The sequence below is a fragment of the Pseudomonas frederiksbergensis genome, assembly GCF_900105495.1.
GTDB classification, from domain to species: Bacteria; Pseudomonadota; Gammaproteobacteria; order Pseudomonadales; family Pseudomonadaceae; genus Aquipseudomonas; species Aquipseudomonas frederiksbergensis.
Genome location: NZ_FNTF01000002.1, coordinates 2,716,257 through 2,734,810, shown reverse-complemented (window position 1 = coordinate 2,734,810; position 18,554 = coordinate 2,716,257). Strand labels below are relative to the sequence as shown.

Here is an 18,554-nt window from a genome sequence, read left to right as displayed (position 1 = left end):
AACGCATCGCCTGATTTCACGACTGCTTCGCAGCCGAACGCAGCCTCGCTGGGGCTCGACAGCTGCTACATCGGTCATGTTTGGTCAGTGAAATTGGTGAAAGTGATGGATTTGTCAGGTCAATCTGAAATCGTCTTTACCTAAGCTTTACGCTCAGCTGACCGCCGCTGACCTTGATCTGCGTAATCTGTACTCATCCGGAACGTACCGGGAACGAGACAAGGAGATTCACCATGCGCAAGACTCTTATCGCTCTGATGTTCGCTGCCGCCCTGCCGACCGTTGCCATGGCCATGCCTGAAGGTGCCGGCCCGATGGACGGATCACACCATGGCGGTCAGATGCACGGCATGCACGGCAAAGGCCCGTACAGCCAGCTGGACCTGAGCCGCGAACAGCGCGAGCAGATCCGCAAAATCATGGGCGAGCAGATGCGTGAACGTAAGCAAGTGGTCGACAAGTACCTGGAAAAACTCTCGCCAGCCGACCAGAAAGCCTTGAAAGATGAAATAGCGGCCAACCACAAGAAAGCCGAAGCCGACGTGCGTGCGCTGCTGAAACCGGATCAACAGAAGCAATTCGACGAGATCCAGAAAAAACAGGCTGAACGTCGCGCCGAATGGGCCGAGTTCAAGGCCTGGAAAGCGCAACAGCCGCAAAAGGCGCAGTAATGTTCTAGCGTCATATCACAGCCCGACGGTTAATCGCCGTTGGGCTTTCTTTGCTGAGGAGTTTCTGTGCGCTCATTGTTCTGGCGTATTCTGGCCAGCTTCTGGTTGGCCATCGCTCTGGTTGCAGGGCTTTCCATTCTGCTGGGGCACATGCTCAACCAGGACGCGTGGATTCTCAGCCGCCATCCAGGCCTCAATACTTTGGCCGAACAGTGGACGCAAACCTACGAATCACAGGGTGAAGACGCGGCCCAGGACATTCTGGAACAGCGCAAGCGCCAGTATCACATCGACGTTCAAGTGCTCAATGAGAGCGGCGATCCGCTGGTGCGCGGTACCTTTCCACGCCGGGCGGCCGCCTTCGAAGCGCGCCAGAACAACGACGACCGCCGCCTGCCATGGCGCCGGCTGACCGATGAGTACACCAGCGCAAAAACCGGCGACACTTACCTGCTGATCTACCGTATTCCGCACCCCGAACTTGACGCGTGGCACCGCGAAAGCCTGCTATGGCCGTTGAGTGCGCTGGGTATCGCGCTGGTGGTCCTGACCTTGTTCAGCCTGTTCGTGACAATGTCCATTACTCGCCCACTCAATCGCTTGCGCGGCGCGGTGCATGACCTGGGGCAAACCACTTACCAACAAAACAGCCTGGTGAAACTGGCCAACCGGCGCGATGAATTCGGCGTGCTGGCCAACGACTTCAACCGCATGGGCGCGCGCCTGCAAAGTTTGATCGGCAGCCAGCGGCAGTTGCTGCGGGATGTGTCCCACGAGCTGCGTTCACCGCTTGCCCGGCTGCGCATCGCGCTGGCACTGGCCGAGCGAGCCAACCCTGAAGAACGCCAGAAACTCTGGCCGCGCCTCACTCGAGAGTGCGACCGACTGGAAGCGCTGATCAGCGAAATCCTGGTTCTGGCGCGGGTCGATGCCGACAACGCCAGCGCTGAAGAGATTGATCTCAATGCGCTGCTCAACACGTTGCAAAAGGATGCTCAATTGGGTTCGCCGGAGCAGAACGTGCACCTTGAGGCCGAGTCGAATCTGAACCTTAAAGGCTGGCCGACGATGATCGAGCGCGCCGTCGACAACCTGCTGCGTAATGCTCAACGGTTTAACCCGGTGGGGCAATCGATTGAAATGCAGGCGGTGCGCCAGGGTGAGCGGATTGTGGTCAGTGTGCGCGATCATGGCCCGGGTGTAGAGGCTGCGCATTTGAGCCAATTGGGCGAGCCGTTCTACCGGGCACCGGGGCAGACGGCGGCCGGCCATGGCTTGGGATTGGCGATTGCGCGCCGTGCGGCGGAACGGCATGGCGGGAGTCTGGTGCTGGCTAATCATCCCGATGGCGGGTTCATCGCCAGCCTCGAATTACCGTTAGTGCCGGGAGTCGCCACTTAGATGATCGTTCCCACGCTCCGCGTGGGAATGCAGTCCGGGACGCTCTGCGTCCCATTGGAACGCGGAGCGTCCCTTGAGGCATTCCCACGCAGAGCGTGGGAACGATCCTTACGCGGCTGGCCAGGCGCTGACGAATTCGGCCAGGTCGACTTTCTCCGCTACGCGCGGCTCCTTCTGCGGCGTGCCGAGGTAAAGGAACGCGATCACTTCTTCCCCTTCAGCCAGGCCCAAGCCCTTGGCCACATGTTCCGAATACGCCAGTTCGCCCGTGCGCCATACCGCGCCAATCCCTTGCGCATAAGCCGCCAGCAAAATCCCGTGAGCGGCACACCCCGCCGCCAGCCGTTGTTCGGACTTCGGATACTTGACGTGATCCTGCAATCGCGCGATCACCACCACCACCAGTGGCGCGCGCAGCGGACCGTTACGCGCCTTGTCCAATACCGCCTCGGACACTTCACTGTCCTGCTGCTTCGCCGCCTCGGCCAGCAACTCGCCCATTTGCTCGCGCGCCGCGCCTTCGACGGTCAGGAAACGCCAAGGCTGCAAGTGGCCATGGTCTGGTGCTCGCATTGCGGCGCCAAACAGCACTTCCCGCTGTTCTGCGGTGGGCGCCGGTTCTATCAGTCGTGGAACGGAAACACGGTTGAGCAAAGCGTCGAGAGCCTGCATCGGCCACCTCCTGAAAAAAATGTTTGGCTATTCTAGCTGCAACTGCGCAGGCGGCGCCGGTTTACATGGCAGGCGCCACAGGTAGAATGGCGCCCTTCCCTATTTCAGCCCGAGCGGACTTCATGGCGTTGCCGACCTTACGTCTCATTGGTTTCATCATCGGCATCTTCCTGATCACCCTGGCCATCGCCATGGTCGTGCCCATGGGCACGCTGGTGGTGTTCGACCGCACCGGCGACCTGCCGTCGTTCCTCTGGGCGAGCATGATTACCTTTCTCGCGGGCCTCACGCTGGTCATCCCCGGTCGCCCGGAACATGTACACCTGCGCCCGCGAGACATGTACCTGCTGACGGTCAGCAGCTGGCTGGTGGTGTGCATCTTCGCCGCGCTGCCGTTCCTGCTGACACAGCACATCAGCTATACCGACTCGTTCTTCGAAAGCATGTCCGGGATTACCGCCACCGGGGCGACGGTGCTCACGGGCCTGGACAACATGTCTCCCGGCATCCTGATGTGGCGCTCGTTGCTGCACTGGATCGGCGGCATCGGCTTTATCGGCATGGCGGTAGCGATTCTGCCATTGCTGCGCATCGGCGGCATGCGGCTGTTTCAGACCGAGTCGTCAGACCGTTCCGAAAAAGTCATGCCCCGTTCGCACATGGTGGCGCGTTTGATCGTTGCGGCCTACGTCGGCATCACCATTTTCGGCAGCCTGGCGTTCTGGTGGGCCGGGATGAGTCCGTTCGACGCGATCAACCACGCGATGTCAGCGATTTCCACCGGTGGTTTCTCGACCTCCGACCAGTCTTTGGCCAAGTGGCCGGAGCCTGCAGTGCATTGGGTCGCGATCGTTATCATGATTCTTGGTGCCCTGCCGTTCACCCTGTATGTAGCGACCTTGCGCGGTAACCGCAAAGCACTGATCAAGGATGAGCAGGTTCAAGGCTTGCTCGGCATGTTGCTGGTGACCTGGCTGGTGCTCGGCACCTGGTATTGGTGGACCACCCAGTTGCATTGGCTGGAGGCATTACGGCATGTGGCGCTGAACGTGACCTCGGTGGTCACGACCACAGGATTTGCGCTGGGGGACTACAGCCTCTGGGGCAATTTCTCGCTGATGCTGTTCTTCTACCTGGGCTTTATCGGCGGTTGCTCGGGCTCGACCGCTGGCGGGATCAAGATTTTCCGCTTCCAGGTTGCATACATTCTGCTCAAGGCCAACCTTAACCAGTTGATTCACCCGCGCGCGGTGATCAAGCAGAAGTACAACGGTCACCGTCTCGATGAAGAGATCGTGCGCTCGATTCTGACCTTTTCGTTCTTCTTCGCCATCACCATCTGCGTGATCGCGCTGCTGTTGTCGCTGCTCGGCGTGGACTGGATGACCGCCCTCACCGGCGCGGCCGCCACAGTGTCCGGCGTTGGTCCGGGACTGGGCGAGACCATTGGCCCGGCGGGCAACTTCGCCACCCTGCCGGACGCCGCCAAGTGGATTCTCTCGTTCGGCATGCTACTGGGCCGACTCGAAATCATTACGGTGTTTGTTCTGTGTATTCCGGCGTTCTGGCGTCACTGACAGGCGCAGGCGCGCCCATCAACCGCGTCCGGTACTCGCCGGGGGTGGTGTCGAACCAGCGCCGGAAGGCGCGGAAGAAGTTGCTCGGATCGGCGAACCCCAACAGGTAGGCAATTTCCAGCAGGGTCATGGTCGGCTGCGCCAGGTATTGCTCGGCCAGTTCACGCCGGGTGTCGTCCAGCAACGTCTGAAAACTCGTGCCCTCTTCCTGCAAACGTCGCTGCAAGGTGCGTTGCGACAGGTGTAGCGTCTGCGCCACGGTATCGCGCTTGGGCTCGCCCTGGGGCAGCAAACGGCACAGCACCTGCCGCGCCTTGTGGGTTACGCGACTCTCGGAAAACCGCGCCAGGTATTCACCGGCAAACCGGTCGTGCAACAGCGCCATCGCCTCATTGGCGGTAGGCAACGGCGCCTCCATGTCAGCGCGTTCGAAGATCAAGGCGTCATACGGTGCGTTAAACACCAAAGGCGCATGGAAGGCTTGTTTGTAGGGCTCGATATCGACGGGTTCATCGCCCTGCACCAGCACCTTGCGTGGTTGCAGGGTACGTCCGGTCAACCAGCCGCACAGCGCCAGGGCACAAGCCAGTGACGCTTCGGCACTCTGCCGGGTCGGCGGCAGATGGTCGCCGTGGACCGTCAGAATCAGCGCGTAGCCTTCTTCCAACAATCGGAAACTCAGGTCGGCACTTTCCGCAATGATCCGCTGATAACGCACCAGCCGTTGAAAGCCTTCGGCCAGGGTCTGGCTGGACATCAAGGCGTAGCCCGCCACATGGAAGGAGGCCGGTCGCACCACCTTGCCCATGTTCAGGCCAATCGCCGGGTTGCCGGACAGCTCAACCGCGCGCTGCCACAGTCGTGTCATGGAATCTTGCGGGAAGCGCGCGTCCGGATCATCCAGTGCCGCGTAATCGAGCCCCAGCTGTTTGAACAGCACCCGGCAATCCAGGCCGTCCATCTCCAGTGCTTTGACAATCCCCATCGCCCAGCTTGCAGAAGTCGTTCGTTCGCTCATGTCGTCCACTTACATGATGAGCCGCATGCTACGGCCAATTTCCGAAGGATACTAAAGTGGCGCCTATTGTCACTGGCTGATGCCAATGATCACTCTAGACTCAAATAAGCTACCCGCAGAACATCTTGCATGTCAGTTCGATCACCACAGAGATCGCAGTCGTGGAAAACATTAAGCGTTTCAATAGCTTCGCTGAGTTCTACCCGTATTACCTCAGCGAACACAGCAACAGCACTTGCCGACGAATGCACTTTATCGGCACGACGCTGGTTATTTTCATCCTGGCCCTGACCATCGGCAGTGGCGCCTGGCTGCTGTTATGGGTCCTTCCGCTGGCGGGTTACAGCTTCGCCTGGGCCGGACATTTCTTTTTCGAGAAGAACCGCCCCGCGACCTTTCAACATCCGTTTTACAGCCTGCTCGGTGATTTCGTCATGTACCGGGACATGATTCTGGGTCGCGTGCCGTTCTAGGCCCAACGAACCACAGGAGGACAGCCGATGAATGCCAATGCCCGTTTCACCCACATGCAGGACGGCACGCAGGAAGACTGGGCGATCATCGCCGCAGATTTCAGTGCCTATGCGAGGCAATTGCCGACACGGATTGTGGCGCACCTGAAATTACTGGCAGGTGATTTCGGCGGCTTCCCGGTGGATCGTCTGACCCATTCCCTGCAAACCGCCAGCCGTGCCTGGCGCGATGGCCGCGATGAAGAATACGTGGTCTGTGCGCTGCTTCACGACATCGGCGACACCTTGGGCTCCTACAACCACCCGGACATCGCGGCGGCAATCCTCAAGCCGTTCGTCAGCGCCGAGAACCTGTGGATGGTCGAGAAGCACGGCATTTTCCAGGGGTATTACTTCTTCCATCATCTAGGGATGGATCGGCATCTGCGCGAGCAATTCAGCGGGCATCCGCAGTATCAGGCGACCATTGAGTTTTGCGCCAAATACGACGCAGCGGCGTTTGATCCGGCGTATGACACGCTGCCGCTGAGCTTCTTTGAACCGATGATGGAACGGTTGTTTGCGCAGCCCAAGCACTCGATTTACAAGGCGGCGATGGAAGAACATTCGTCGGCCTGAAGAATGTAAGGGAACTGTGGCGAGGGGGCTTGCCCCCGTTCGGCTGCGCAGCAGTCGTAAAAACCGACAAATACGGTCTACCCGATACAACCGGGATGAATGGTTTTGGGGTCGCTTCGCGCCCCAACGGGGGCAAGCCCCCTCGCCACAAAGGCTAAACCTCTGGTTTACGCCGGTTCAGCGATTTTGATGGCCTTCAACTCGGCCTCCCGCGCCTGCGCATCCGCCAATCGATACAACTCGATCGAGCCATCCCAATGCTCGATCAGCGCGGTGCAAGACTCCACCCAATCCCCGCAATTGAGGTAATCCACCCCGCCGACCTTGCGTATCTCGGCATGGTGGATGTGCCCGCACACCACGCCGTGCAACTCGCGCTTGACGCACTCGTGAGCGATGGCTTCTTCGAAATCGCTGATGAAGCTGACCGCGGTTTTGACCTTGTGCTTGAGATACGCCGACAGCGACCAGTAACCGTAGCCATAGCGTGCGCGCCAATGGTTGAGCCAGCGGTTGAGGGTCAGGGTGAATTCGTAGGCCGAATCGCCGAGAAAGGCCAGCCAGCGGTGATACCTCGTGATCACGTCAAACTGGTCGCCATGAATGACCAGGAGATGGCGACCATCGGCGGTCACGTGCACGGCTTCATCCACCAGTTGGATATTGCCCAGAATCAGCTTCGAATAGCGGCGCAGGAATTCGTCGTGGTTGCCGGTGACGTAGATTACTTCGGTGCCACGCTTGCTCATGGTCAGCAAGCGGCGGATCACATTCGTATGCGCCTGAGGCCAGTACATGCCGCCGCGCAGCTTCCAGCCATCGATGATGTCGCCGACCAGGTAGATCTTGTCCGCGTGATAGCCCTTGAGAAACTGCGACAGGTGTTCGGCCTGGCAATCCCGGGTGCCCAGATGCACATCGGAAATCCACAAGGTTCGCACACGTTGCTTACGACTGGGTTTGGCGAGCTCGGCGCTGGTCATGGGCAACCCTCTGGATAGTTTTTGCAAGCTTGCGCCGCACGGGTTAACTGCCTATGACAGTGGCGAGTCAGTCCTGTGACAGCACCCGGCCGGTGTAGACTGGCCGCACCTTGACCAAGAGACCCGCGATGAGACCGATCCTCACGCTTCGCCAATACACCCACGACCTGATCGTCCACAGTCACGACCACGCGCAACTGGTGTTCGGGTTGTCGGGTGCGCTGGATTTCGAGGTTGACGGACGTGGCAGTCAGGTGGTCCAGCAGAGTTTCGTGGTAGTGCCGTCCGGTTTCCATCACGCCTGCGGTAGTGCCAATGGCAGCCGTTGCCTGGTGCTGGATGTGCCCAATGACCAATGGGTTGTTCAGTCCCTGGGTGATCACGCCGAGGCCAGCCGTCGCTTGCTCGACCACGCCGGTCGCTTGCCGCTGGATGCAGGGCAAAGCCAATTGGTCAGTTGGTTGGCGGGCAGTCAGGTCAACGATCCACTGATCGCGCAACAAGGCGCGGTGTTGTTGCTGGCCAGCCTCAACAACGCCAGGCCAGAGATCATCGGCGGTCGGCGACTGCCGTATGCGGCGCTGAATGCGCACATCGATCAGTACGCAGCCTACCCACTTCAAGTCGCCGACCTGGCGCGTATCGCCGGTCTGTCCAGCGCTCGCCTGCATGCGCGGTTCGTTACGGAATGCGGGCAGACGCCGATGGATTACATCCGCAGTCGACGTTTGCACATGGCCGTGGGCTTGTTGCGGGATTCGGCGCTGCCGATCGGCGAGATTGCCAGTCGGGTCGGTTACAGTTCCCAGAGCGCCTTCGCGGCGGCGGTGTTGCGGGAGTTTGGGGCATCGCCTGGAAAATTGCGGCGCGAGGTTGGCGACAAAGGACGCGAGTCTGGCGACAGACACAACGGGACGTTGCGCGGTTCAATGTAGGGCCTGGTTTTATACGTTTTTCAAGGATTGCAATGACTCCCCGTACCGCCCTCGGCGCTTTGCATATTGGCGCATTGATGTTCGGCCTGACCGGTGTCTTCGGCAAACTGGCTGCCGCCTCTCCCGCCGTCATCGTTTTCGGGCGTGCCGCGTTCGCCGTGCTGGCATTAGCCGTTTTTGCACGATTCGCCAGTGCGACTCGCTGGCAGAAACTCGAGGCAGTGGACTGGCGCCGACTGTTGCTCAGCGGCTTACTGCTGGCCGGGCATTGGGTAAGTTTTTTCATTGCGGTAAAAGTCGCAGGCGTGGCGATCGCGACCTTGGGGTTCGCCAGCTTCCCGGCGTTTACCGTAATCCTTGAAGGACTGATCTTCCGCGAGCGAATTCGCGCCAACGAAATCCTGCTGGTGGTGCTGGTCAGTATCGGGCTGGTATTGGTCACCCCTGATTTCGATCTGGCCAGCGGCGCCACAATGGGTCTGCTGTGGGCGGTGGGCTCAGGTTTGCTGTTCTCTCTGCTATCGCTAACCAACCGCGCCAGCTCCGGGCGAATCCCGGCGGTGCAGGCTGCGTTGTGTCAGAACGTGGTGGTCGCGTTGTGCCTGTTGCCGTTGGCGGCACCGCAGTTAAGCGAAGTGCGCACCATCGACTGGTTGTGGATCGGTTTGCTCGGGGTGTTCTGCACTGGCGTCGCTCACAGTCTTTTCGTCGCCAGTCTGGCAGTGATCAAGGCGCGGACCGCCGCCGTGGTTTTCGCCCTGGAGCCGGTTTACGGCATCACCATGGCCTGGCTGCTGTTTGATGAAAATCCGACGCTACGCATGTTGATCGGTGGCGCATTGATCATCGTGGCGATCGTGGTCTCCAGCCGCCTCTCGGGCGCGTCAAGCAAGAAGAATGTTGCGGCAGAAGTCGCTTCTCACTGAGTGCGATCGTTGTGCCCCAGGTCGCGGTCCGGATCAATTTGATCGCGGACCCGCTGCTTCAGCACTTTGGCTTCCGGGAAACCGCCGTCAGCCTTGCGCTCCCAGATCTGCACGTCGTCACAGAAAATGTGAAACACCCCACCGGTGCCGGGCACCAGCGACACTTTGCCGAGGTCGTCGCCAAACGTGCTGAGCAGTTCCTGGGCCAGCCAGGCAGCACGCAACAGCCACTGGCATTGCGTGCAATAGGTGATGATGATTTCCGGTTTGCGTGCAGTCATGATCGGCGAAACTCCTGAGCCAGAGGGCGCCGCTATGATAGCCCGGCGAGCAGGTTCCGGGCTGTCTGCTTAAGCGGCTCGTTGCCTTCCTCGAGCAACTCGTTGAGCAGTTCGATGGCGCTGTTCACATCGCCGTCATCAATGCAGGTCTGGGCTTGTTCGAGTTTGTCGGCGCTGCTCGGTTCAGCCGGCTCCAGATTCAGAGGTTCCAGTTCCAGCGACTGGCCGGGATCGCTGAACTCGTTGAGAAAGGCGTCATCCAGAGACTGCGAGTCAGGCTCGGCGACCCATTCAAGTTCGGGCTCGTCCATTATCGGCTCGTCGGGCATTTCAAACACCTCGGGCAAGACGTGCAGGTTCGAGACAAAAGGCGGCTCGACCGGGGCGGATTCGCTCGATGGTTTCGCGGCGGACGGCGAGTGCTCAAAAGGGCTGATCAGGTCCCAGCTCGAATCCATTGACAGGTCATCCAGGTTCAACTGGAACTCATCGTTGGGCGCCGCTTCGGCAATCGCAGCCTTGGGGGGAGTCATTGACGCTGCAACGGCCAACGGTGCCGCACTGCTCAATTTCGGGTGTCGGGCGCGAATAGTCTGAAGTTCTTGCAGGTCGTATCCGGCGTCACGCAGGTTGTTTTCCTGTGCTTCATAGGCGGGTGCGTCACCCTGTTTACCCAAGACTTCCAACAGCTGAACGGCAAGGTCCGTGCGTTGCGGCTCCTTGATCAGCGCCTCACGCAACAAACCGGCTGCTTCGGAAAAACGGCCATAGGCCAGGTAGATTTCGACCCCTTCAAGCACATCGCCTGCGGGCGACTCTTCGCCCGATTCAGTTGCCGGTTGCACCGTTGACGATTGGGCAACCGGTTCTGCAGTTCGATCAAGTACCGGTTCATGGCGTGACGGTAAAACAGGCAGGGCGTCAGGCAATGCCTGAACCTGTTGTCGTTGACGCCGAACGAACACCCCCAGCAACACCAGAACCGCCACCGCCAGCAACCCGACAATCAGCCCCCAGTTAGTCGCCTCAGGCTCTTCAACAATGGCCGGCGCGGGAGCCACAACGGCGGGAGCAACTGGCTCCGCCGCTGCGGTCGTGATTTCCGCCAATTGGGTTTGCAGTTCCGTCACCTGCTTTTTCTGACCGGCGACCAGCTCTTCCTGGGCCTGAAGCTTCGCAGTCAGTTCATCGATGCTTGCTTGCAGCTGCTGATTTTGCAGCACGCTGGCGGCCAGTTGTTCGGCGACGGGATCACTCATCGGCGCGGCGACAGGAGGCGGTGGTGGCTTTTTGCTTTTTGTCGCAGGTGGCTTCTCAGCGGCCGGCGCAACTGTCGGGAATCCGGAGGACTGAACGTCGGTAACCGGTTCGTCAGTCACGGGGACAATCCCCGGCGTACCCGGCGGATCGATCAGCACCGTGTATTCGCGCAGCACCCGCCCATTGGGTTGATTGAGCTGCACCAGGAAATTCAGGAAAGGCTCATTGACCGGTTTGCTGGAGCTCACCCGGATCAGGCTGCGGTTGCCGCGCAGGATCGGCGTGAATTTCAGATTATTGAGGAAGAACACCCGATCGATGCCGGCGCGACTGAATTCATCCGCTGTCGCCAGGCTGACCGAGAACTCCCCCTCCGCCAGACCTGCGGCATCTTCCAGTGCGATGTCGGCGCGCAACGGCTGATTCAACGCCGAATGCAGGGTGATTTCACCCAAGCCCAACGCGGGCGCCAATGCCGAGTAAGTGACAGCGCCACCGACCAGAAACAGCCTGGCGCAACACCGTAAAGCCACGTGCCAACTATCGAGCATGAGCATCCCTTAGATAACCAGAACCATCTTGTACGCGTTCGCACATCCGGTACGAACACGATATTGCCAAGTAGTTCTTTATAGTCTGCCCAACGGGGTATCTCAAAAGTCCTGGGGGCGTTTATGCCTCAAGATTTTTCCAGGTTGGCCAGAATGTGCCCGTGGACCCGCATGCAGACCTTCAAGTCTGCCTCATCGACGCCATCGAACAATTCGTGGCGCAGTTGGGTGGCAATGGTTTCAATTTGTTCGATCAAGGGAAGAGCCGGGGCACAGAGGACGATTTTTTTTGCCCGACGGTCTTCCAGCACCGATTGACGTTGCACCAGCCCCTGGCTTTCGAGGCTGTCGAGCAGACGAGCCAGGGTCGGCCCCTCAACCCCGACGCTCTGCGCCAGTTCACGTTGAGTCGGCGCATCATCAAAACGCGCCAGGTGCAGCAGCACCAGCCAGCGCGCCTGGGACAGACCCAGGCCAGCCAGGCGGCGGTCCAGTTCGGCACGCCAGCCACGCGACATCTGGGCCAGTTGCATGCCAAAGCGGTGTTGTTCGGTTAACGGCATAAAACACTCATGATTAGACTGAAATAAAGAAAAACTAATTATTAGTCAGCTAAGCATGACCCTTGGCCATAGGCAAGGCTTGCCCTGTACTGAATCGTTACATCTATGTGGCAGATCACCTAAATCTCGAATTCGGATTGCAGCGCCGCCCGAACACAGTACAAAACGCCTTCCGGTACTCTCCCGGCGAACAGTGCGGCAATCTCCGACACAGGCGGCAATTCGCCTTCGCCGTCGAGGAACGCATCCTGGATTTCGCCCATCAACTCTTCAGGCAGATCCAGCGCTTGCTCCAGCGACAACTGCTGCTTGCCAATCGCTTCGGCGAGCAGGGTGTAGACGTTCTTTTCCGAGCATTGCAGCTGACCGGCGATCTGCAACGGGGTCATACCGGCTCGGGCCAGGGTGATCAGTTCGTGGCGCAGGTCGGCCACCACTTTCGGTGCCTCGACTTGCCCGCCGAGCACTTCGAGGAAGGCCTCGCCGTAGCGCTCCAGCTTGCGCGCGCCAACGCCACTGACCGTGGCCATTTCCGCCAGCGAGGTCGGTTGGCTGCGGAGCATTTCCAACAGTGTCGAGTCGGGGAAGATGACGTACGGCGGCACGCCATGCTCTTCGGCGAGTTTTCGACGCAGGGCGCGCAAGGCTTCCCACTGTTCGCGCTCTTCGCCGCGAACCAGTTGGCTCGCCTGGCTCTTGCTGCTTTTGGCCGTGGTTTGCGGCTTCAGGTCGCGACGCAGCTCCAGGGTCACTTCGCCCTTGAGCAGCGGTCGACAGCTGTCGCTCAGGCGCAGGCCGCCGTAGCCTTCCAGGTCGATGTCCGCCAGACCACGGGCAACAAGTTGTCGGAACAAGGAGCGCCATTCGCTCTCCCCCATCGCTTTGCCTACACCGTATACCGACAAATGCTGATGACCGAAGCTGCGAATCTTTTCATTGTCCTTGCCCAGCAACACGTCAACCAGATGGCCGACGCCATAGCGCTGGCCGGTGCGGTAGATCGCCGACAGCGCCTGACGGGCCGGCTCGGTGGCGTCCCAGGTCTGCACGCCATCGACGCAGTTGTCGCAATGGCCGCAGGGTTCGGGCATGTCTTCGTCAAAATAGGCCAGCAACGTCTGGCGACGGCAGCGGGTTTCTTCGCAGAGCGAGAGCATGGCGTCGAGCTTGTGCTGCTCCAGACGCTTGTGGCGCTCGTCACCTTCGGAGTTCTGCAACATCTGCTTGAGCATCACCACGTCTTGCAGGCCGTAGGCCATCCAGGCATCCGCCGGCAGACCGTCACGGCCGCCGCGACCGGTTTCCTGGTAGTAAGCCTCTAGGGATTTTGGCAAATCGAGGTGAGCGACGAAGCGCACGTTGGGCTTGTCGATGCCCATGCCGAACGCCACGGTGGCCACCATGACCAGGCCTTCCTCATTGAGGAAGCGCTTCTGGTGATGGGCCCGCGTGTCATTAGGCAGACCGGCATGGTAAGGCAGCGCCGGGAAACCTTGCTCGCTGAGGAACACCGCTACCTCATCAACCTTTTTGCGCGACAGGCAATAGACGATACCGGCATCGCTGCGCCGCTCGGCGAGGAACGCCAGCAACTGCTTGCGCGGCTGCTCTTTGGGCACGATGCGATAGAAGATGTTGGGGCGGTCGAAACTCGACAGGAAACGCTCGGCATCCTGAAGATGAAGGCGGTCGACGATTTCTTCCCGGGTTCGCTTGTCGGCGGTCGCGGTCAGGGCGATACGTGGGACGTTGGGGAACAATTCCGCCAACTGGCCCAATTGCAGGTATTCGCGGCGGAAGTCGTGACCCCATTGGGACACGCAGTGGGCTTCGTCGATGGCGAACAGGGAAATTTCAAGACTTTGCAGGAACGCCAGCATCCGTGGCTGAACCAGACGCTCGGGCGCGAGATAAAGCATTTTCACTTCACCGCGCTTGATCCGTGCCGCCAGATCGCGCTGCTGCTCGGCGCTGAGCGTGGAGTTCAATGCCGCCGCCGCGACGCCCAGCTCTTCGAGGGTGGCGACCTGGTCGTCCATCAGGGCGATCAGCGGCGACACCACCACCGCCAGGCCTTCGCGCAACAGCGCCGGCACCTGAAAGCACAAGGACTTGCCGCCACCGGTAGGCATCAGCACCAGGGCGTCGCCGCCACTGGCCACGCGCTCAATGATTGCACCCTGACGGCCACGGAAACTGTCGTAGCCGAAGATGTCCTTGAGGACGCGTTGAGCCTGTTCGAGCATAGAAACTCCAAAAATCACAAAAACATCCCTGCAAGGCTGGTTCAGAACCACGAAGGCTGCACCGACAAATCGTAAGTGCGCATTGCATGACGCTTCACATTTCAGCCACGACGCCGGCAGGGCATCACAAAACGCGGGAGTATACCCGAGCGATGTCCGGCAAAGGGTGCCGCTGATAGGACACATAAGGACGAACACCGCGCGCAACCTGTGGGAGCGAGCCTGCTCGCGATGGCGGCGTTACATTCAATATCAATGTTGATTGGGTTGCCGCCATCGCGAGCAGGCTCGCTCCCACAGGGATTGCGGCATTCCATACTCCTGCATGGGTGCAAAAATGCCGCGCGGCTGGCCCAAGCGCTCAAGAAGGCCTAGAATTCCCGCATCTGTTTAAATTCCCAAGGTAGCCCTTTAATGTCCTTCGCTGAGCAACTAACCCGCCTGCAAGTCTTCCTCGACGCCGACGAACTGCATGACGAGGCGCTGGACTACGTGGCCGCCCACGGCTACCTCACTGCGCTGTCGATCTGTTCCGAACCCGTTCCCGACCGTGAATGGATCGACGCCCTCTTCGCCGAAGAGCCGCATTACGCCGACGACACCGAGCGTGAAGCGATCGAATCCACCCTGCTGGCCCTCAAGGCTCACATCGCTCGCCAACTGGCGTCCGATGAAGAGTTCGAGCTGCCCTGCGACCTGGACCTGGGCGAAGAGCCGGATGATTCCGACCTGCGCGGCTGGTGCATCGGTTTCATGGAAGGCGTGTTCCTGCGCGAAGCCGCCTGGTTCGAAACCGCCGAAGATGAAGTCAGCGAAATGCTGCTGCCGATCATGGTCGGCTCGGGTCTGTTCGACGAACAGCCAGAGTTCGAAGATATCGCCAAAGACGCCAACCTGATGGACGACATGATCGTACAGATCCCGGAAGCCCTGACCGCGCTGTACCTGCTGTGCCAGGCGCCAGACGAAAAACCGGCGATCCTCAAGCCTCGTCACCACTAAGGTTTTGCCTATGGACAACCCCATAGGCAACCGCTCCCTGATGTTGCGTTACGTGCTGCTGGCCATCGGCTGGCTAAGCGTAGCGCTGGGGGTGATCGGGATTTTCCTGCCGGTATTGCCCACCACGCCCTTCCTGCTGCTGGCGGCCGCCTGCTTCGCCCGCAGTTCGCCGCGCTTTTATCATTGGCTGATTGAACATCCGCGGCTTGGGCCGTGGGTTCGCGATTACCTGAGCGGCAACGGCATCCCGCTCAAAGGCAAGGTCTACGCCATCGGCCTGATGTGGGCGAGCATCCTGCTTTCCTGCTATCTGGTGCCCCTGCCGTGGGCGCGGGGGTTCATGCTGACCAGCGCCGTGCTGGTGACCCTTTACATCCTCAAACAGAAAACCCTGCACAAACCCTGAGCCCTGATCGTTCCTACGCTCCGCGTGGGAATGCCGCCCGGGACGCTCCGCGTCCCTTCGACTCTGTGACGCAGAGCGTCACTGGATGCATTCCCACGCGGAGCGTGGGAACGATCAGTCCGCGAACTGACCCGACGATCAACCCTACCTTTCAAAAAACACCGCCTAGACTTCAGACATCTGCACCCGAGCGGCCAGACATGTCCCGCAGTCCGCGTAGCCCAGGATGGTCAACGCTCCGACTTCGGCTCGGCGGATGGCTGTTGCTGATCACTTTCCTGTCGACCAGCCTGGTCAGTGTCGGGGCCAACTGGAGTTTTACGCAGATTCTGCAAACCGCCGAAGATCGCTACGGCACCCTCGGCCCGGGACGCGGAAGGATCGAGGCCTGGAGTCAAATGCTCAGTAGCGAAGCCAACGGCTCCGAGCGCGAGCAGTTGAACGCGGTCAATCGCTTCTTCAATCAGCAACTGAGCTTTCTGGACGACACCCGCATCTGGCATCAGACCGATTACTGGGCTACGCCCGTCGAATCCCTGATCAAAGGTGCCGCTGATTGCGAGGACTACGCACTGGCGAAATATTTCAGCCTGCGCCACCTGGGAATTCCCAGCGAAAAGCTGCGCATCACCTACGTCAAAGCCCTGTCCCAGAACCAGGCACACATGGTGCTGACGTTCTACAACAGCCCCACGGCCGATCCGCTGGTGCTGGATAACTTGATCGGCGATGTCCGCCCCGCTTCCCAACGCAAAGACTTGCTGCCGGTGTACGCCTTCAACGCAGAAGGCCTGTACTTGCCGGGAGCCAATGGCGGCAAACGCAGCAGCGACTCGAAAAAACTGTCGCGCTGGCAGGACGTACTGAAAAAGATGCAGGCCGAAGGGTTCGCCGTGGGCGACGGCTAGCCACCTGAGCAAGGAGCGATTCATGTCACTGCGTAAACAGTTGTTTCTCGCCATCTGCCTGTTCTTGCTGGTGGCGTTCAGCGGCAGTTTTTTTGTCAGCCTGGAAAGCTCTCGCGAGCAGATGATCGGCCAGTTGCGCTCCCACGCTCAGGACGCCGCCACCGCGTTGGGTTTGTCGTTGACAGCGCAGATCGATGACCCGGCGATGATCGAATTAATGGTCAGCTCGATTTTCGACAGCGGTTATTTCAGCAGTATTCGAATCATCAACATCGAGAATTCTCAGGTACTGGTAGAGCGCACTGTGCCGGGGCAAATCGAAGGCGTTCCCGCCTGGTTTGTGAACCTGGTCGACCTGCACCCACCCGGTGGCGAAGCGCTGATCATGCGCGGCTGGGTCCAGGCGGCACGGGTCGAAGTGCTGAGCAATCCGCAGTTCGCCCTGGCCAAACTCTGGGACAGCACCCTCGGCAGCCTGATCTGGTTGCTGGTGTGCGGCCTGCTCAGTGCCGTGTTTGGTGGCTGGTTGCTGCGCCGACAATTTCGGCCACTCGATACCATGGTCAGGCAGGCCGAAGCCATCAGCAAACGCGAGTTCATCAGTCTGCCGAAACTGCCGCGCACACCGGAGTTGAAACGCGTGGTGTTGGCCATGAACCAGATGGTCGAGAAGCTCAAGGCGCTGTTCGCCGAAGAGGTCGCACGCAGTGAAAAGCTGCGGGTCGAGTCCTATCAGGACAGCCTTACGGGCCTGGCCAATCGGCGCTTGCTGGATGAAGAGCTGGCCGACGAGTTGCTGGTCTCCGAGCAGAGCAGCGATGGTCATTTGCTGATGCTGCGGATCAACGACCTGGCCGGTCTCAACCAGCGCTTGGGCGGCCAGCGCACCGATGCGCTGATCAGCGCCGTCGGCGAATTGCTCAAGCGCCTGACTGAGCCACCGGAACGTCGCACCTGGCTTGCAGCGCGCAATCGCGGCGGTGAGTTCAGCTTGCTGACGCCCGGGCTGGACAGCGTCGATGCTGCACGCCTGGCCAGCGAAGTCAGCGCCACCCTGGAAAACCTGCGCCTGACTGGCGCCAGCGACGCCATGCCGGTGGCGCACTTGGGGATCGCCCCCTACCACCCCGGCGAGCCCGCCAGTGACGTGCTGACGCGACTGGACCAGGCGTTGACCGAAGCCCGGCAACATCCCGAGCGCCCGTGGGTCCACTTGGCCGACTCCATCACCGCGCCGAATCCGTCCCAAAACGACTGGCAAACCTGGATCGACGACGCCCTGAACCAAGGCAAGATGCAACTGTATTTCCAGCCGGTGGTGCAATGCGCCGACACCAGCCAGGTGCTGCATCACAAAGTGCTCGCACGCCTGCTCGACCCGCAGGGCGAGGCCATTGCCGCCGGGCATTTTCTGCCGTGGATCGAGCGGCTCGGCTGGTCGGCCCGGTTCGACCTGGCCATGCTCGAAGCCACCCTCGACTACCTCATCATCAACCGTTGGCCCCTGGCGTTAAGCTTGTCCGGCAGCACCCTGCGCGATCCAGCGCAGTTGCAACACATCCTCGACATGCTCGAATCGCTGCCCGAACTTGCCCCCCTGCTGATTCTGGAAATCGACGAACGCCAACTGCCACCTCAGGAAGAACTGCAACGGCTGAGCCACAGCCTGCTCAACACCGGTTACCGCATCGGTCTGCAGCATTTCGGCGGCAGCTTCGGCCAGATCGGCAACCTGGCTCAACTGGGTCTGGCTTACTTGAAAATTGATGGCGCGTACATCCGTCACATTGATGAGCAGAGTGATAAACGGCTGTTTATCGAGGCGATTTTCCGGGCGACCAACAGCATTGATTTGCCGTTGATTGCGGAGATGGTCGAGACCAAGGGGGAGCTGGAGGTGATCCGGGAGTTGGGGTTGTTTGGGGTGATGGGGCGGTTGATTGGGCCGCCGGAGCCGATGTGACACGGCTCGACCGCTCGTCGGAAACCTTCATCTAACTGTCAAATGTGACAGTAGCCACCAGTTCGACTTAGAGACCTAATGACTCCGTCACTTCTTCCTG

At 60.1% G+C, this 18,554-nt stretch carries 18 protein-coding genes; 11 read left to right on the top strand and 7 right to left on the bottom strand.

All coding sequences use genetic code 11. The annotated features are described in order from the left end of the window. The first annotated feature begins 233 nt into the window (after window positions 1-233). Both BLW70_RS12810 and BLW70_RS12805 read left to right on the top strand, forming a co-directional pair. Window positions 234-671, top strand: a complete 438-nt coding sequence (locus BLW70_RS12810; RefSeq protein WP_074874459.1) for a Spy/CpxP family protein refolding chaperone — start codon at window positions 234-236, stop codon at window positions 669-671. Window positions 672-737: 66 nt separating this feature from the next. Further along, window positions 738-2,072, top strand: coding sequence for a sensor histidine kinase (locus tag BLW70_RS12805; protein WP_074874456.1), 1,335 nt, complete (start codon window positions 738-740; stop codon window positions 2,070-2,072). Between the two features lie 108 nt (window positions 2,073-2,180). On the opposite strand, the gene BLW70_RS12800 is transcribed toward BLW70_RS12805, so the two are convergent. Further along, window positions 2,181-2,744 (bottom strand): NAD(P)H nitroreductase, encoded by a 564-nt coding sequence (locus BLW70_RS12800; protein ID WP_074874453.1) that lies wholly within the window; start codon window positions 2,742-2,744, stop codon window positions 2,181-2,183. Between the two features lie 122 nt (window positions 2,745-2,866). On the opposite strand from BLW70_RS12800, the gene BLW70_RS12795 reads away from it, so the two are divergent. Further along, window positions 2,867-4,321 carry a TrkH family potassium uptake protein gene (locus tag BLW70_RS12795; protein ID WP_074874451.1) on the top strand — a complete coding sequence of 485 codons (1,455 nt, stop codon included), beginning with the start codon at window positions 2,867-2,869 and terminating at the stop codon, window positions 4,319-4,321. On the opposite strand, the gene BLW70_RS12790 is transcribed toward BLW70_RS12795, so the two are convergent. Beyond that, window positions 4,278-5,339, bottom strand: coding sequence for an AraC family transcriptional regulator (locus BLW70_RS12790; protein WP_207250574.1), 1,062 nt, complete (start codon window positions 5,337-5,339; stop codon window positions 4,278-4,280). The genes BLW70_RS12795 and BLW70_RS12790 overlap by 44 nt on opposite strands. A 161-nt stretch (window positions 5,340-5,500) precedes the next feature. On the opposite strand from BLW70_RS12790, the gene BLW70_RS12785 reads away from it, so the two are divergent. Next, entirely contained in the window at window positions 5,501-5,812 is a 312-nt protein-coding gene (locus BLW70_RS12785) for an Mpo1-like protein (RefSeq protein WP_074874447.1), read from the top strand. Window positions 5,813-5,839: 27 nt separating this feature from the next. Continuing rightward, the gene (locus BLW70_RS12780; protein ID WP_074874445.1) at window positions 5,840-6,430 is read left to right on the top strand and encodes an HD domain-containing protein; all 591 of its coding nucleotides are present in this window, start codon (window positions 5,840-5,842) and stop codon (window positions 6,428-6,430) included. A gap of 167 nt (window positions 6,431-6,597) precedes the next feature. Here the strand turns inward: BLW70_RS12780 and BLW70_RS12775 are convergent, their stop codons facing one another. Further along, the gene (locus BLW70_RS12775; protein WP_008156147.1) at window positions 6,598-7,413 is read right to left on the bottom strand and encodes a UDP-2,3-diacylglucosamine diphosphatase; all 816 of its coding nucleotides are present in this window, start codon (window positions 7,411-7,413) and stop codon (window positions 6,598-6,600) included. Between the two features lie 128 nt (window positions 7,414-7,541). On the opposite strand from BLW70_RS12775, the gene BLW70_RS12770 reads away from it, so the two are divergent. Continuing rightward, on the top strand, window positions 7,542-8,348 hold the full coding sequence (locus tag BLW70_RS12770; RefSeq protein ID WP_074874443.1) for a helix-turn-helix transcriptional regulator: 807 nt from the start codon (window positions 7,542-7,544) through the stop codon (window positions 8,346-8,348). Window positions 8,349-8,380: 32 nt separating this feature from the next. Then, window positions 8,381-9,274 carry a DMT family transporter gene (locus BLW70_RS12765; RefSeq protein WP_074874441.1) on the top strand — a complete coding sequence of 298 codons (894 nt, stop codon included), beginning with the start codon at window positions 8,381-8,383 and terminating at the stop codon, window positions 9,272-9,274. Here the strand turns inward: BLW70_RS12765 and BLW70_RS12760 are convergent. The 4 genes from BLW70_RS12760 to recQ form a co-directional block, all read right to left on the bottom strand. Then, window positions 9,268-9,555 carry an Rdx family protein gene (locus BLW70_RS12760; protein WP_033055915.1) on the bottom strand — a complete coding sequence of 96 codons (288 nt, stop codon included), beginning with the start codon at window positions 9,553-9,555 and terminating at the stop codon, window positions 9,268-9,270. The two genes, BLW70_RS12765 and BLW70_RS12760, sit on opposite strands and share 7 nt — an antisense overlap. Window positions 9,556-9,587: 32 nt before the next feature. Beyond that, window positions 9,588-11,366: a type IV pilus assembly protein FimV gene (locus tag BLW70_RS12755; RefSeq protein WP_074880532.1), complete on the bottom strand. Its 1,779-nt coding sequence runs from the start codon at window positions 11,364-11,366 to the stop codon at window positions 9,588-9,590. A 128-nt stretch (window positions 11,367-11,494) separates the two neighbouring features. Next, a complete protein-coding gene (locus BLW70_RS12750) occupies window positions 11,495-11,929 on the bottom strand; it encodes a MarR family transcriptional regulator (RefSeq protein WP_074874439.1) in 435 nt (144 codons plus the stop codon). Between the two features lie 119 nt (window positions 11,930-12,048). Beyond that, window positions 12,049-14,175, bottom strand: a complete 2,127-nt coding sequence (gene recQ / locus BLW70_RS12745; protein ID WP_074874437.1) for a DNA helicase RecQ — start codon at window positions 14,173-14,175, stop codon at window positions 12,049-12,051. A gap of 414 nt (window positions 14,176-14,589) precedes the next feature. Here recQ and BLW70_RS12740 point away from each other — a divergent pair, with 414 nt between their 5' ends. From BLW70_RS12740 to lapD, 4 genes are all read left to right on the top strand, one after another. Then, window positions 14,590-15,177, top strand: a complete 588-nt coding sequence (locus BLW70_RS12740) for a UPF0149 family protein (protein WP_074874434.1) — start codon at window positions 14,590-14,592, stop codon at window positions 15,175-15,177. 10 nt (window positions 15,178-15,187) lie between these two features. Continuing rightward, window positions 15,188-15,583, top strand: a complete 396-nt coding sequence (locus BLW70_RS12735; protein WP_074874433.1) for a YbaN family protein — start codon at window positions 15,188-15,190, stop codon at window positions 15,581-15,583. 200 nt (window positions 15,584-15,783) lie between these two features. Continuing rightward, window positions 15,784-16,491: a cysteine protease LapG gene (lapG, locus tag BLW70_RS12730; protein WP_074874431.1), complete on the top strand. Its 708-nt coding sequence runs from the start codon at window positions 15,784-15,786 to the stop codon at window positions 16,489-16,491. A 22-nt stretch (window positions 16,492-16,513) separates the two neighbouring features. Beyond that, the gene (gene lapD / locus BLW70_RS12725; protein ID WP_074874429.1) at window positions 16,514-18,454 is read left to right on the top strand and encodes a cyclic di-GMP receptor LapD; all 1,941 of its coding nucleotides are present in this window, start codon (window positions 16,514-16,516) and stop codon (window positions 18,452-18,454) included. Window positions 18,455-18,554 lie beyond the last annotated feature (100 nt).

Excerpts from the sequence above, each read along its gene's own strand:
- BLW70_RS12790 (WP_207250574.1), bottom strand. The coding sequence starts at position 5,339 with ATGAGCGAACGAACGACTTCTGCAAGCTGGGCGATGGGGATTGTCAAA.
- BLW70_RS12770 (WP_074874443.1), top strand. The coding sequence starts at position 7,542 with ATGAGACCGATCCTCACGCTTCGCCAATACACCCACGACCTGATCGTC.
- BLW70_RS12795 (WP_074874451.1), top strand. The coding sequence starts at position 2,867 with ATGGCGTTGCCGACCTTACGTCTCATTGGTTTCATCATCGGCATCTTC.
- BLW70_RS12750 (WP_074874439.1), bottom strand. The coding sequence starts at position 11,929 with ATGCCGTTAACCGAACAACACCGCTTTGGCATGCAACTGGCCCAGATG.
- BLW70_RS12810 (WP_074874459.1), top strand. The coding sequence starts at position 234 with ATGCGCAAGACTCTTATCGCTCTGATGTTCGCTGCCGCCCTGCCGACC.
- lapD (WP_074874429.1), top strand. The coding sequence starts at position 16,514 with ATGTCACTGCGTAAACAGTTGTTTCTCGCCATCTGCCTGTTCTTGCTG.
- BLW70_RS12755 (WP_074880532.1), bottom strand. The coding sequence starts at position 11,366 with ATGCTCGATAGTTGGCACGTGGCTTTACGGTGTTGCGCCAGGCTGTTT.
- BLW70_RS12740 (WP_074874434.1), top strand. The coding sequence starts at position 14,590 with ATGTCCTTCGCTGAGCAACTAACCCGCCTGCAAGTCTTCCTCGACGCC.
- BLW70_RS12780 (WP_074874445.1), top strand. The coding sequence starts at position 5,840 with ATGAATGCCAATGCCCGTTTCACCCACATGCAGGACGGCACGCAGGAA.
- BLW70_RS12775 (WP_008156147.1), bottom strand. The coding sequence starts at position 7,413 with ATGACCAGCGCCGAGCTCGCCAAACCCAGTCGTAAGCAACGTGTGCGA.
- BLW70_RS12735 (WP_074874433.1), top strand. The coding sequence starts at position 15,188 with ATGGACAACCCCATAGGCAACCGCTCCCTGATGTTGCGTTACGTGCTG.
- BLW70_RS12765 (WP_074874441.1), top strand. The coding sequence starts at position 8,381 with ATGACTCCCCGTACCGCCCTCGGCGCTTTGCATATTGGCGCATTGATG.
- BLW70_RS12760 (WP_033055915.1), bottom strand. The coding sequence starts at position 9,555 with ATGACTGCACGCAAACCGGAAATCATCATCACCTATTGCACGCAATGC.
- BLW70_RS12800 (WP_074874453.1), bottom strand. The coding sequence starts at position 2,744 with ATGCAGGCTCTCGACGCTTTGCTCAACCGTGTTTCCGTTCCACGACTG.
- lapG (WP_074874431.1), top strand. The coding sequence starts at position 15,784 with ATGTCCCGCAGTCCGCGTAGCCCAGGATGGTCAACGCTCCGACTTCGG.
- recQ (WP_074874437.1), bottom strand. The coding sequence starts at position 14,175 with ATGCTCGAACAGGCTCAACGCGTCCTCAAGGACATCTTCGGCTACGAC.